The organism is Nocardia sp. JW2 (assembly GCF_051843015.1).
In the GTDB taxonomy this organism is placed as follows: domain Bacteria; phylum Actinomycetota; class Actinomycetes; order Mycobacteriales; family Mycobacteriaceae; genus Nocardia; species Nocardia coubleae.
Genome location: NZ_JBPXLK010000021.1, coordinates 1 through 13,941, shown reverse-complemented (window position 1 = coordinate 13,941; position 13,941 = coordinate 1). Strand labels below are relative to the sequence as shown.

Genomic DNA, 13,941 nt, shown 5'->3' with positions numbered 1-13,941 from the left:
TCGACTGCCACTTGATTGGTCCCTTCTGATGATGGTTAAGAAAAGTTATCGCGGAGGTCGCTGAGGTCGGCTCAGCGGGTCGCGGTGATGGACTTGGGACCGCGGCCGACGGCCACGACACCGGACTGCACGATCTCGCGGATCCCGTACGGCTCGACCATCCGCAACAGCGCGTCGAGCTTGGAACGGGTGCCGGTCGCCTCGATGGTGAGCGCGTCGGGCGACACGTCGATCACCTTGGCGCGGAACAACTGCACGGCCTCGATCACCTGCGTGCGCACCGAGGCGTCGGCGCGCACCTTCACCAGGATGAGCTCGCGGGCCACCGACGCGTCGGCGTCCTGCTCCACGATCTTGATGACGTTGACCAGCTTGTTGAGCTGCTTGGTGACCTGCTCGAGCGGCAGATCGTCGACGGTGACGACGATCGTCATGCGCGAGATCTCGGGAATCTCGGTGCCGCCCACGGCAAGAGACTCGATATTGAAGCCGCGGCGCGAGAACAGGCTCGCGACACGCGCCAGCACGCCCGGCTTGTCCTCGACGAGAACGCTCAGCGTGTGGGTGGTGCTCATGCTTCGGTGCCCTTCTCGAATGCGCCCTGCTCACGTTCCATCGCCTCGTGGATGACGGCGGGTTCGGAGACCTGCTCGTCGTCGTCGAACAACGGGCGGATACCGCGGGCGAACATGATCTCGTCGTTGCTGGTGCCCGCGGCGACCATCGGCCACACCTGGGCGTCCTTGCCGACGATGAAGTCGATCACGACCGGCCGGTCGGTGATGGCCTGCGCCTGGCGGATGGCGTCCTCGACCTCGTCTTCCTTCTCCACGCGGATGCCGACGCAACCCAGCGCCTCGGCCAGCTTGACGAAGTCGGGGATGCGCAGGGTGTGCGTGCCGAGATCGGTGTTGGAGTAGCGCTGTTCGTAGAACAAGGTCTGCCACTGGCGGACCATGCCGAGGTTGCCGTTGTTGATGAGCGCGACCTTGATCGGCACACCCTCCACCGCGCAGGTGGCCAGCTCCTGGTTGGTCATCTGGAAGCAGCCGTCACCGTCGACCGCCCAGACCTCCTTCTCCGGAGCACCCATCTTGGCGCCCATGGCGGCGGGCACCGCGTAACCCATGGTGCCCAGGCCACCGGAGTTGAGCCAGGTGCGCGGCTTCTCGTACTTGACGAACTGCGCGGCCCACATCTGGTGCTGGCCGACACCGGCGCAGTACACCGCGTCGGGCCCGGCCAGGCGGCCGAGGGTCTCGATGACGTATTCCGGCGACAGCGAACCGTCGCTCGGGGTCTTCCAGCCCAGCGGGTAGTTGTCGCGGATGTCGCTGAGATAGGCCCACCACTCGGTGAGGTTCAGCAGCGGCGCCGCACCGGACTGCGGGTCGGCCTTGAGGGTCTCGATGAGCTCGACGATGACCTCGCGCGCGTCACCGACGATCGGGACGTCGGCGTGGCGGTTCTTGCCGATCTCGGCCGGGTCGATGTCGGCGTGGATGACCTTCGCGTCGGGCGCGAAGGAGTCCAGCTGGCCGGTGACGCGGTCGTCGAAGCGGGCGCCGAGGGTGATCAGCAGGTCCGACTTCTGCAGGGCGGCAACAGCACCGACGGTGCCGTGCATGCCGGGCATGCCCATGTTCAGCGTGTGGCTGTCGGGGAACGCGCCACGCGCCATCAGGGTGGTGACCACCGGGATGCCGGTCAGCTCGGCGAGTTCGAGCAGTTCGGCCGAGGCGTCGGACTTGATGACACCGCCGCCCACATACAGCACGGGCTGCTTGGACTCGAGGATCATCCGGGCCGCCTCGCGGACCTGCTTGCCGTGCGGCTTGGTGACCGGACGGTAGCCGGGCAGACGCATCTCCGGCGGCCACGAGAACGTGGTCTGGGCCTGCAGGGCGTCCTTGGTGATGTCGACGAGCACCGCGCCCGGACGGCCGGAGGAGGCCAGGTAGAACGCCTCGGCCAGGATGCGCGGGATGTCGGCCGGGTCCTTCACCAGGAAGTTGTGCTTGGTGATCGGCATGGTGATGCCGGAGATGTCGGCTTCCTGGAAGGCGTCGGTGCCGACCAGGCTCGACGGCACCTGGCCGGTGATCGCCACGATCGGGACCGAGTCCATCTGGGCGTCGGCCAGCGGGGTCACCAGGTTGGTGGCGCCGGGGCCGGATGTGGCCATACACACACCGACCTTGCCGGAGGCCTGCGCGTAACCGGTCGCCGCGTGACCGGCGCCCTGCTCGTGGCGCACCAGCACGTGGCGGACCTTCTTGGAGTCGAAGAGCGGGTCGTAGACGGGAAGGACCGCACCGCCCGGAATGCCGAATACGGTGTCGACGTCGAGCTCTTCGAGGGATCGAACCACCGACTGCGCGCCGGTGACGCGCTCGGGCGCGACCTGGCGACGGGCGGGGGTGGTCGCCGGGTTAGCGGCTCCCGTTGAAGGCGCTGACCTGCGGGCCGATGGCCCGGGTCGTGCGGTAGGTGCACTCACCGTCTTCGTTCCTAACTGTGTTGTTCTGACTCCGGACTGGCGCGGAATTCGCCGGAACACAAAAAAGCCCCCGATCAGCGCATGGCTGTTCGAGGGTGGCGCGTCGCAACGCGAGCTGACGTATTCGACTCAGGCAGTCAGGCTCAACGCTGGACGCGCCGGCCGAGTACGAGCTCGCTTCGATTCACGGCTACGACGTTATTCGTGTGTGAACCGATGAGTCAAACAGGCTACCTTTCGTGTCCCATTATGTGGGACGCGAGTGGTTGCGTGGGTCCGTATACCGAGATGCGAGGATGGTGGGGTGTCATCACCGCATCAGTCCGTGCCACCGGCTAAATCGTCCCACACCGCCGACGAGACGACCGCGACGGGTCGGCCCGCGCGACCCGGTGGCCTGCGCGCCGCCGGTCCCGGCAGGCTCGCGGCCATCGCCGCGGTGGTACTGGCGTACCTGATCTTCGTCGTCGTCGGCACCGCGCAGGACTGGTCGCTCGGGCTGCGGATCGGGCTCGTCGTGCCGACCGCCGTCGTCGTGTGGTTGCTGATTCCGCGCAAGGAGAGCGGGCCCACGCCGGGCGTGCACGTGATCGGTGTGCCACGGCTGGCCTACATCGGCGTGCTGGTCCTGGCGTTCTGCGTGTTCTTCGCGTTCGTCGGCTGGCCGATCGCCCTGTGGTGGCTGCTGCTGGCGCCGGTGATCGCGGTGTGGTGGGTGACACGCACGCACACAACGGTTTCCGATGCGGGGCTCGACCTCTCCACGATGGTCTCCTCGAAGCACCTCGACTGGGCACAGGTCAAGGGCATCAGCATCCCCAAGCGTGGTTATATCCGGGCTCGGATCGCCGACGACTCCGAGGTGAAGCTGCCCGCCGTCGGTTACGACCGGTTGCGTGAGCTGATCGAGGCCTCCGACGGCCGGTTGCCTGATGTGTTCGCGGCGGCCGAAGCTGCCGAAGCCGAGCGTCTCGCCGCTGAGCGCGCGCAGGCCGACGCGTCGACCGACACCGATGCCGACGCGCCGGGAGCACCCACCGGCGAGACCGAAACGCACTCCGGCGAGACCGGGGAGCCCGGCACCACACGGTGACCACCTCGCCCCGGCCCGACCCTGGGCGCCGCGGAATGCCGAGCCACACGGCACATCAGCGCCGGGAGCTACGCGCCACCGAGCGCACTGTGGGAATCCACACGATGCCGCACAGAGTTGCACCGGTAAGCTGACGGCACCGGGCACCCTCGCGCCGACGGCACCACCGCGGCGACACCCTCCGGAGCGACACTCCCGCCTCGAGCCCGGTTCCCCACCCCAGCACCGACGACCGGCGCGACGCGACCACCGCCCGCCGGAGTAACGTGCAGGGTTGCCGGACGCACCGCGCCCGCGCTCTGTGCCGCGCAGGTCAGCCCCCTGCGCGCCCGCCGCGAGCGCACCCAGCGACATTTGACGAGGACTCCCATGCCACCGCTTCGCTCACGCACCACCACCATCGGCCGCAATGCCGCGGGCGCTCGTTCGCTCTGGCGCGCGACCGGCATGACCGACTCCGATTTCGGCAAGCCGATCATCGCGATCGCGAATTCCTACACCCAGTTCGTGCCCGGCCACGTGCACCTGAAGAACATGGGCGACATCGTGGCCGAGGCGGTCCGCGCCGCCGGTGGTGTGCCGCGCGAATTCCACACCATCGCCGTCGACGACGGTATCGCCATGGGCCACGGCGGCATGCTCTACTCGCTGCCCTCGCGCGAGATCATCGCCGACTCGGTCGAGTACATGGCCAACGCGCACACCGCCGACGCGCTGGTGTGTATCTCCAACTGCGACAAGATCACTCCCGGCATGCTCAACGCCGCGATGCGCCTCAACATCCCCGCCGTGTTCGTCTCCGGCGGGCCGATGGAGGCCGGTAAGGCCGTGGTCGTCGACGGTGTGGCGCACGCACCGCTCGACCTGGTGAGCGCGATCTCGGCGAGCGCGAGCCAGGCGGTGTCCGACGAGGGCCTCGACGAGGTCGAACGGTCCGCCTGTCCCACCTGTGGTTCGTGTTCGGGCATGTTCACCGCGAACTCGATGAACTGCCTCACCGAGGCGCTCGGCCTCGCCCTGCCGGGCAACGGTTCCACCCTCGCGACCCACGCCGCGCGCCGCGCGCTGTTCGAGCGGGCGGGCACCGTCATCGTCGATATCGCCAAGCGCTGGTACCAGGACGACGACGCCTCGGTGCTGCCCCGAAACGTCGCCAACGCCAAGGCCTTCCGCAACGCGATGGCCCTCGACGTGGCGATGGGCGGTTCCACCAACACGGTGCTGCACACTCTCGCCGCCGCTCAGGAAGGCGAGATCGACTTCGATCTGCAGACCATCGACGAGATCAGCCGCCGGGTGCCGTGTCTGTCGAAGGTGTCGCCCAACTCCGACTACCACATGGAAGATGTGCACCGCGCCGGCGGCATTCCCGCCATCCTCGGTGAGCTGCGCCGCGGCGGCCTGCTCGAGCTCGACGTCACCACTGTGCACACCGCGAACTACGAGGAGTTCCTCGACACCTGGGACATCCGCTCCGGCAAGGCTTCCGAGGAGGCCCTCGAGCTGTTCCACGCCGCCCCCGGCGGGGTGCGCACGGTGGAACCGTTCTCCACCAGCAACCGCTGGTCCTCGCTCGACACCGATGCCGCCGGTGGCTGCATCCGCGACATCGAGCATGCGTACACCGTCGAAGGCGGGCTGTGCGTGCTGCGCGGCAACATCGCCCCCGACGGCGCGATCCTCAAGACCGCGGGCATCGACGAGGAACTGTTCACCTTCGAGGGCCCGGCCGTGGTGGTCGAATCGCAGGAGGAGGCGGTGTCGATGATCCTCGGCAAGAAGATCCAGCCCGGCGATGTGGTCGTGGTGCGCTACGAGGGCCCGGCCGGTGGTCCCGGCATGCAGGAAATGCTGCACCCCACCTCGTTCCTCAAGGGCCTCGGCCTGGGTAAGGTGTGCGCGCTGATCACCGACGGCCGCTTCTCCGGCGGCACTTCGGGCCTGTCGATCGGTCACGTCTCCCCCGAGGCCGCCTCCGGCGGTGTCATCGGCCTGATCGAGAACGGCGACCGCATCCGCATCGACGTCCACACCCGCGCCCTCGAGGTGCTGGTGTCGGACGAGGTGCTCGCCGAACGCCGCGCGAAGATGGAAGCCTCGGAGCGCCCGTGGCAGCCGGTGAACCGCGACCGCACGGTCACCACCGCCCTGCGCGCGTACGCGGCCCTGGCCACGTCGGCCGACAAGGGCGCCGTCCGCCAGCTGCCCTAGGTTCCACCAACAAGTCCGGTCCCCGCACTGCAGTGCGGGGGCCGGACTTGTTCGTTGCTAGGCGAGGGCGGGTCTTTTGGTTTGCGTCGGCGACTCGTCGTCGCGGCCGGTTCGAGCCGGGATCAGAGCGGTGGCCACCAAGCCCAGCAGGACGAAGCCTGCCGCGAGGTAGGCACCGATGTTCACCCCCGAGGTCATTCCCGTGCGGCCCGCGTCGGCTACCTGTTGCGTATCCGGTTGGGCGGCGAAGCCTTCGATGGCCGCGCCCGCGCTGCCGGTGACGGCGTGGGCGTACTGCTCGGCCTGGGTGGGGGGCATGCCGGTGGCGGTGAGGTCGTCGTCGACCTGTGCGCTCAAGGTGGTGAAGAAGACCGTGGTCAGCAGGGCGATGCCGAGGGCGGAGCCGAGTTGACGGAAGGCGCTCTGGATACCGGAGGCCTGGCCGTTGTCGGCTTCGGGGATGTCGGCCAGGACGACATTGGTCACCTGGGCGGTCGCGAAACCGACGCCGACGCCGTAGAGGCACAGCACCAGCGCGATCGACCACCACGAACTGTCGGTGGCCGCGAAGAAGCCGAGCGCGGCCAGGCCGACCACCTCGAGCCCGAGACCGAGCCGCACCAGGTTCAGCGGTGAGGCCGATCCGGCCATGCCGAAGCTGGCACCGCTGGCGATGAAGCTGCCGATGGCGATCGGCACCAGCGCCAGACCCGATTGCAGCGCACTGTAGCCGAGGGTGAACTGCAACCACAGCGGCAGCACGGCGACGATGCCGAACTCGCCGAGACCGATGATCAGGGTCGCGATATTGCCGTTGCGGAACGAGGCGAGCGAGAACAGGCTCAGGTCCATCAGCGCCTTGTCGGCATTACCGCCGCGGCGCAACAGCACCTGCCGAAACAGGAAACCGCCCAGCGCCACCACACTCAGCACCAACGCGACCAGCACCGGCGAAGGCGCACTGTCCCAGGTGAATCCGGCGATATCCATCGGATGAGTGGTCGTGATCCAGCCGTAGGTGCGACCTTCGACGAGCCCGAAGGCCAGCAGCCCAAGACCGAGCACCGACAGCAACGAACCGATCACATCGAGGCGTCCGGCGACCTTCTGCGAGGGCGCGATGCACGCCATGACACCGACCACGATCAGCACTGCCAGCGGCACATTGATGCCGAAGGCCCAGCGCCACGACACATGTTCGGCCAGCCAGCCACCGAGCAGCGGTCCGAGCGCGGCCGCCGCACCGATCGTCGAACCCCAGACCGCGAACGCCTGACCACGCGCTTTCCCGGTGAAAGTCGCGTTCAGCAGGGCCAGTGAGGTCGGCAGGATCATCGCCGCGCCCGCACCCTGCAGGAATCGGGCGATCACGAGCAGTCCACCGTCCGGTGCGAGCCCGGCCATGATGCTCGTCGCGCCGAACACCACGACACCGGCGACGAACACCCGGCGCGCGCCGACCATGTCGGCGACGCGACCGACCACGAGCAGCAGCGCCGCGAACACGATCGCGTAGGACTCCTGAATCCATTGCGCCTCTGTCGAACCCGTTTCCAGGTCACCGATGATCGACGGGATGATCACGTTCACGATCGTGGTGTCGACCACGATCAGCGCTACGCCGAGGGCAATGGCGATCAAGCCGAGCCATCGGCGAAGGGACGACTCTTGACTCATCGCACACTCCTATTTCCATGATGGAATAATTCCATCATCAAAGTAGATAGTGGGCAATAGGATGTCAAACCGATGCGAAAGGAACCAATGAGCCAGTCGGACGCTCGGGCGCAGTACGAACGGATCCACGAGGGTATGCGGGCCTACGGCGCGAGTTACCGCGAGCTCGCTCGCCGGTTCGCCACCTGGCTGGGCCTGCACTCGACCGACGCCGAGGCGCTCATCGAGATCCTCACCGCCGAGGAACGCGGGACCACGCTGTCACCGGCGCGGCTCAGCGAACGAATCGCCTTGTCCAACAGCGCGACCACCGCACTACTGAACCGCCTGGAACAGACCGGTCATATCGTGCGCAGCCGCGAACACGACGACCGCCGCGTCATCACCCTGCGCAGCACCCCACGCATCCATGCCCTCGCCAACGACTTCTTCGGCCCACTCGGCACGAAGGTCGAGGAATCGGTCATGGGTAAGTATTCCCCCGAGGAACTCCGCCGATTCGAGGCATTCCTGGCCGACATCCACGCCACGATGACCAACCACCTGTCCGAACCCGCACCCCCGCAGCCCCTGATTCGGCAAGACATGGGTAACTCACCGGGTACCGGCTAACTCCCAGGGCACCTACCCGCCAGCCGCGTCGAAACCAGACATTCCACCCGAGTCCGGCCAGAATTCGCGGGAAGGCGGGTTCAGAAGGGGCCTATGCCCTTCAAAGGGTTGCCTCCGTGGAGGAACCAGTAGGTGCCGATCGCGGCCGCGATGGCCAGCAGGACCACCACGAAGGAGCCGTACGCGGGGCGGGTGGCCCAGCCTCGGGTGCGGTCGAGGGACCAGCGGCCCGGGCCCGTGAGGATGATCGCGAGGGCGGCGCCCGCGAGGATGGTGTCGATTTCGACCCCGGACTTGGTCGCCGCGTTGTACTGGAAGCCCGGGATCATGCCCTGCTTCCACATCCAGGCGTTCAGGATGGTCGCGAGGATGGCACCCGCGGCGAGCGGGGTGGCCAGGCCGAGGACCAGCAGCACACCGCCCCCGAGTTCACCGGCGATCACCAGGGCGGTGGCCAGCGACGGGTGATCCCAGCCGCCGTTGGCCATCATGTCCTTGGTGCCGTCGATGCCCGGGCCGTGGAACCAGCCGGTCAGCTTCTGCAAGCCGTGGTAGATGAAGGTGTAGCCGACCACCAGGCGCAGGACGAACAAGCCGAGGTCCAGGGTGCCGCGCCGGGCCTCGCGGTTACGGCGCTGCAGGCGAACCGATTCCGCCGACGCGGCCGTCGCGGGCGGGATCGTCGCGTAGCCGTAGTCGTCGTCGCGGGCGGCACCGGTCTCGGCGCTGCTCGCGGTGGGGACCTCGTCGCCGGGATCCAGGCCGAGGTCCTCGTCGGTGCGCGGCACGTCCTTGGGGTCGGGCTTGCGCATCTGCGTGGTCGGCGAATCGAAGGGGCTGGTCACCGGCCGACCCGCCGCGGAGGCAGCCTCTCCGGCCCGCGCCGTCCCGTCATCGGGGGAAGTGTCGTTCGACTTGTCGGTCACGGTCTCACCTTAGGACGTGGGATCGCGGTGCGCCGCCCTTCGCCGCATCAGGCGTGTCAGCCCCGCTCGACTGCCGGTAACGTCTGCACCATGAGTTCGGTATTCGCGGGCCGCGTGGCAGTCGGATTGGCGCTCGGCACGATTCTGGTCGCCGGGTGTGCCCGATTCGACGAGTCGGCGTCGAGCCCGTTCACCACCGAGCCGTCGATCGGCGGTGCCAACGCGGAACCGAAGCCGCCGCAGGACTCGCCCTCGCAGGCGCCGCGCCCGACCGGGCCGTGTATCGACCCCGATCCCAATGTCATCGGCACCTGCCTCGATTCGGCCGCCGGGCTGATCGCGGTAGGAGACGGCGCGCTGGTCGCCGAGCGGCGCACCGGTCGCATCCTGTCGGTGACCCCGGTCGACGCGAGCACTCCGCAGCCACCGCCGGAGGAGGTCGCGGTGCTGCCCGTCGACGGGTCGGGCGACGGTGGCATCTCCGATATCACCTTGTCCCCGACCTTCTCCGAGGACGGGCTGATGTACGCCTACATCACCACCGGCAGCGACAACCGGGTGGTCCGCCTGTCCCGCGACGGCGCGCCGAAGGAGATTCTCACCGGAATCCCCAAGGGCGCCACCGGGAATCGCGGCGCGCTGGAATGGGCGACACCGAACCAGCTGCTGGTCCTCACCGGCGACGCGGGCAACCCCGGCGCCGCGGCCGATCCCGGCTCGCTCGGGGGCAAACTGTTGCGGCTGGACTCACCGTCGTCGGGCGCGAACACTTCGCAGGTGGTCGCCTCGGGCATCGGCACCGCCGGTGACCTGTGCCGTGACGGCAAGGACGGCATGTGGGTCACCGACCGCACCGCCGCCGAGGACCGACTGCAGCATCTCGGCACCGACGGCACCCTCACGGTGTCGTGGACCTGGCCCGACCGCCCCGGCGTCGGCGGGTGCGCGGCGACCACCGACGGCGTGGCCGTCGCCCTCACCGAGGGCAAAGCACTCGCCGCCGTCACCGCCGACCCGAGCACCTTCGCGGTCACCACGGCACCCACCCTGATCGCCCAGGACAAGTACGGCAAGCTGCTCGGTGCCACCGCCGGCGCCGACGGCAGCGTGTGGGTGAGCACGGTCAACAAAACCGACGGCACCCCGGGCGAATTCGACGACCGCGTGGTGCGCATCCCACCGCCGCAGGGCGGTGCGGGCGGCCCGGACTAAAGCGTTCCGCGGCCGACGGGGCGTGCCGCCGAACGCCGCATGCCCTGGCGACACCACGCGTCCGGTCGACGGCAGGGCGCCCAACCCCCTCACCTGGACGGTGAGAGTAGTTGGGCTACTGCGGTTTTCAGCTGCAGGCGGCGAGGACCAGTTCGCGGACCTTGGCGGCGTCGGCCTGGCCACGGGTGGCCTTCATGACATCGCCGACGATCTTGCCCGCCGCCTGAACCTTGCCCGAGCGGATCTTGTCGGCGATATCGGGGTTGGCGGCGAGGGCCTTTTCGACCTCGGCCTGCAGGGCGGTGTCGTCGCTGACCATGCCGAGGCCCTTGGCCTCGACGATCTGGGCGGGTTCGCCCTCGCCGGCCAGCACGAAGTCGACGACCTGCTTGGCGACCTTGTTGTTCACCGTCTTCGCCTCGACCAGGGCGATGACCGCCGCCACCTGCGCGGGGGTGATCGGCAGGTCGACCAGAGCGACCTCGCGTTCCTTGGCCTTCTCGGTGAGGTAGGCGACCCACCAGGAACGGGCCTCGTTGGCGGGGGCACCCGCCTCGACGGTGGCGATGATGAGGTCGAGGGCGCCCGCGTTCACCAGGTCCCGCATCACCTCGTCGGACAGGCCCCAATCGGCCTGGATGCGCGCGCGGACCAGCCACGGGTACTCGGGAATGGTGGCGCGCAGTTCCTCGATCCACTCGGCGGCCGGGGCGACGGGCTCGAGGTCGGGTTCGGGGAAGTAGCGGTAGTCCTCGGCGGTCTCTTTGCGGCGACCCGCCGACGTGGACCCGTCGGCCTCGTTGAAGTGGCGGGTCTCCTGCACGATCTCCCCGCCCGCGGTGAGCACGGCGGCCTGACGGCGCATCTCGTAGCGCACCGCGACCTCGACGCTCTTGAGCGAGTTCACGTTCTTGGTCTCGGTGCGGGTACCGAATTCCTTCGCGCCGATCGCCATCAGCGACACGTTGGCGTCGCAGCGCAGCGAGCCCTGTTCCATCTTCACGTCGGAGACGTTGAGCGAGCGCAGCACTTCGCGCAGCGCGGTGACATAGGCGCGGGCCACCTCGGGCGCGCGTTCGCCGGCACCGGTGATCGGCTTGGTGACGATTTCGATCAGCGGCACGCCCGCCCGGTTGAAGTCGAGCAGCGAGTGGCTCGCGCCGTGGATGCGGCCGGTGGCACCGCCCACGTGCAGCGACTTGCCGGTGTCTTCTTCCATGTGGGCGCGCTCGATGTCGACGCGGAAGGTGCTGCCGTCGTCGAGCACCACGTCGAGGAAGCCGTCGGTGGCGATGGGCTCGTCGTACTGGCTGATCTGGTAGTTCTTGGGCTGGTCCGGGTAGAAGTAGTTCTTGCGCGCGAACCGGCCCCACGGGGTGATCGAACAGTTCAGCGCCAGGCCGATGCGGATGGCCGACTCGACGGCCTTCTCGTTCACGACCGGCAGCGAGCCGGGGAGCCCGAGGCACACCGGGCACACCTGGGTATTGGGTTCGGCGCCGAACTCGGTGGGGCAACCGCAGAACATCTTGGTCGCCGTGGACAACTCGACGTGGACCTCCATGCCGAGCACCGGCTCGTACCGGGAGATGACATCGGCGTAATCCATCAACTCGACCGTGGGTGCGCTCATGCCTAGCAGTCTATGTAAGCCGCTCACGGCGGCGGCCGGTGGTCCTAGCGCGGCGGGACACGGCGGGTGAGCCAGTCGGTGACGTAGGTGAGAACGGCCGGATCGATGGTGGTTTCGATGCTCGAGTATTCGCTGGGGTTGCCGGTCTCGGTGGGCTGCATCAGGTGGTTGAGGCCGGGGAAGGTGTGCACCGTCGGGTCGGGCGCGCCCGCCAGCGCCTCGCGCATGGGCCCCTCGCTCTGGGCGGCGGGAACCTGCAGGTCCTTGCCGCCGAAGAAGGCGAGCACCGGCACGCGCAGCGCGCGCAGCGACGGTTGCGGGTCGAAGGTCATGAAGGAGGTCATGTAGGGGGTGTTGAACGAATCGACCGCTTCCTTCGGTGCGCGCTCGTTCTCGGGTAAGGACTCGTTGTGCTCCTGGGAGTACACCCGGGCGCCCTCGAGGTCGCCGGCGCGCAGCATCGCGGTCCATTTCGTGAGGTAGTCGACCTGCTGATCGATCTTGTCCGGTGGCGCGCCCGAGGCGGCCATGATGACCTTGTTCTGTTCGATCAGCACGTCGGCGCCCGGCACCGACGGGCCGGCCATCAGGATCGCGAACGCGATATCGCTTCCCGGCCTTGCCGCGACCAGCGGTGCGAGGTAGCCGCCCTCGCTGTGGCCGAACAGGCCGACCTTCGCGTCGTCGATCTCGGGCCGCTCGCGCAGGAACGCCACACCGGCCGCGGCGTCACCGGCGAGGGTGTCGTAGGTGGCGTCGTCGAGCTTGCCGCCGGTTCCGCCGACGCCGCGGTCGTCGGTGCGCAGCACGGCGTAGCCCGCGCGGGTGAGGGTGTCGGCGAGCACCAGGAACGGGCGGTGCCCGAGCAGTTCCTCGTTGCGGTCCTGCGGGCCGCTGCCGGTGATCATCAGCACCGCCGGGAACGGGCCGGGCCCTTCGGGTTCGGTGAGCGTGCCCGCGATGGTGATGTCGCCGCTGCGATAGGTGACGTCCTCGCTGCGGTACGGGAACGGCGGCTTCGGGTCCTGCGGACGGGCGACGTTCTCGATCTTGCCGCGCCGCAGCGTGAGTGGCGCCGACTGGCCCGATTGCGACCAGTCACCGGTGATCTGCTCCCCCTCGAGCTTGCCGCGGAACCGCGGGTCCCCCGGCGCGTCGGGGAGCGCGAACTCGACCTTGTCCGGCTCGGCGACAACGTCTTTCAGCGGCGCGTCACGCAGACCCTGGATGGGGATGTCGAGGGTGGCCGAACCGTCTTCGGCGAAACTCACCCCGATCGGGATCGGTTGCCCCGGCACCTCGATCGCGCCGTTCCAGTTGCCGTGCACGGTGGTTTCCCCGGAATCCGGTGTGGACCCGGAGCATCCGCCGACCAGGGCGGTGAGGACTGCAAGAACCGAAACGAACACTCGACCGGTGCGCATGGAACCACGGTACCGACGCCCACCGACAAGTCCACGCAACGTCTCGCCAGGCAGGCCTCAGCCGAAGAAGGCCTGCGCCTCGCTGAGCCGTTCGGCCGGAACCCGTTTGAGCTGCTTGGTCGCCTCCGACAGCGGGACCAGACCGATGGTCGTGCCGTGCAGGGCGACCATCATCCCGAAATGTCCGGCGTGCACGGCCTCTGCCGCGTGCACGCCGAAGCGGGTGGCCAGGATCCGGTCGTAGGGTGTTGGGCTGCCGCCGCGCTGGACGTGGCCGAGCACCGTGGTGCGGACTTCTTTGCCGATCCGGCGCTCGATCTCGGATCCCAACTGCTGGGCGACACCGGTGAACCGCTCGTGCCCGAATTCGTCGATTCCGCCTTCACGCAGCGTGAACCCGGAATCCGGTGCGGGGTGGGCACCTTCGGCGACGACACAGATGAAGCTCTTCTCGCCGCGCTGGAAGCGGGACTTGATCATCGCGCACACCTGCGCGACATCGAAGGGTTCCTCGGGCACCAGCGTCAGGTGCGCGCCCGCGGCGATGCCGGAGTTCAGCGCGATCCAGCCCGCGTGCCGTCCCATCACCTCGACGAGCATCACCCGCTGATGCGATTCGGCGGTGGTGTGCAGGCGGTCGATCGCCTCGGTGG

Annotated in this window: 11 protein-coding genes; 4 read left to right on the top strand and 7 right to left on the bottom strand. The window is 68.4% G+C overall.

The window, feature by feature from the left end; genetic code table 11:
• Positions 1-71: 71 nt before the first annotated feature.
• Positions 72-575: an acetolactate synthase small subunit gene (ilvN, locus tag ACSVDM_RS24135; protein WP_067493262.1), complete on the bottom strand. Its 504-nt coding sequence runs from the start codon at positions 573-575 to the stop codon at positions 72-74.
• Entirely contained in the window at positions 572-2,500 is a 1,929-nt protein-coding gene (locus ACSVDM_RS24130) for an acetolactate synthase large subunit (protein ID WP_439268109.1), read from the bottom strand. Before ACSVDM_RS24130 ends, ilvN begins: the two co-directional genes overlap by 4 nt.
• A 304-nt stretch (positions 2,501-2,804) precedes the next feature.
• Here ACSVDM_RS24130 and ACSVDM_RS24125 point away from each other — a divergent pair, with 304 nt between their 5' ends.
• Together ACSVDM_RS24125 and ilvD are read left to right on the top strand one after the other, a co-directional pair.
• Positions 2,805-3,593, top strand: coding sequence for a PH domain-containing protein (locus ACSVDM_RS24125; protein ID WP_439268107.1), 789 nt, complete (start codon positions 2,805-2,807; stop codon positions 3,591-3,593).
• Positions 3,594-3,962: 369 nt separating this feature from the next.
• Positions 3,963-5,804: a dihydroxy-acid dehydratase gene (gene ilvD / locus ACSVDM_RS24120; RefSeq protein WP_439268104.1), complete on the top strand. Its 1,842-nt coding sequence runs from the start codon at positions 3,963-3,965 to the stop codon at positions 5,802-5,804.
• A 57-nt stretch (positions 5,805-5,861) separates the two neighbouring features.
• On the opposite strand, the gene ACSVDM_RS24115 is transcribed toward ilvD, so the two are convergent.
• Positions 5,862-7,481, bottom strand: coding sequence for an MFS transporter (locus tag ACSVDM_RS24115; RefSeq protein ID WP_439268102.1), 1,620 nt, complete (start codon positions 7,479-7,481; stop codon positions 5,862-5,864).
• 87 nt (positions 7,482-7,568) lie between these two features.
• Between ACSVDM_RS24115 and ACSVDM_RS24110 the strand changes: the two genes are divergently transcribed.
• Positions 7,569-8,093 (top strand): MarR family winged helix-turn-helix transcriptional regulator, encoded by a 525-nt coding sequence (locus ACSVDM_RS24110; protein WP_439268099.1) that lies wholly within the window; start codon positions 7,569-7,571, stop codon positions 8,091-8,093.
• Between the two features lie 80 nt (positions 8,094-8,173).
• Here the strand turns inward: ACSVDM_RS24110 and ACSVDM_RS24105 are convergent, their stop codons facing one another.
• A complete protein-coding gene (locus tag ACSVDM_RS24105; RefSeq protein WP_439268098.1) occupies positions 8,174-9,019 on the bottom strand; it encodes a DoxX family protein in 846 nt (281 codons plus the stop codon).
• Between the two features lie 90 nt (positions 9,020-9,109).
• Between ACSVDM_RS24105 and ACSVDM_RS24100 the strand changes: the two genes are divergently transcribed.
• Positions 9,110-10,231: a PQQ-dependent sugar dehydrogenase gene (locus ACSVDM_RS24100; RefSeq protein WP_439268096.1), complete on the top strand. Its 1,122-nt coding sequence runs from the start codon at positions 9,110-9,112 to the stop codon at positions 10,229-10,231.
• A gap of 127 nt (positions 10,232-10,358) precedes the next feature.
• On the opposite strand, the gene gatB is transcribed toward ACSVDM_RS24100, so the two are convergent.
• From gatB to ACSVDM_RS24085, 3 genes are all read right to left on the bottom strand, one after another.
• Entirely contained in the window at positions 10,359-11,864 is a 1,506-nt protein-coding gene (gatB, locus tag ACSVDM_RS24095; protein ID WP_439268093.1) for an Asp-tRNA(Asn)/Glu-tRNA(Gln) amidotransferase subunit GatB, read from the bottom strand.
• A 44-nt stretch (positions 11,865-11,908) separates the two neighbouring features.
• Positions 11,909-13,288 carry an alpha/beta hydrolase family protein gene (locus ACSVDM_RS24090; protein WP_439268091.1) on the bottom strand — a complete coding sequence of 460 codons (1,380 nt, stop codon included), beginning with the start codon at positions 13,286-13,288 and terminating at the stop codon, positions 11,909-11,911.
• A 57-nt stretch (positions 13,289-13,345) separates the two neighbouring features.
• A partial coding sequence (locus ACSVDM_RS24085; RefSeq protein ID WP_439268089.1) for a 6-phosphofructokinase occupies positions 13,346-13,941 on the bottom strand: 596 nt, incomplete at its 5' end.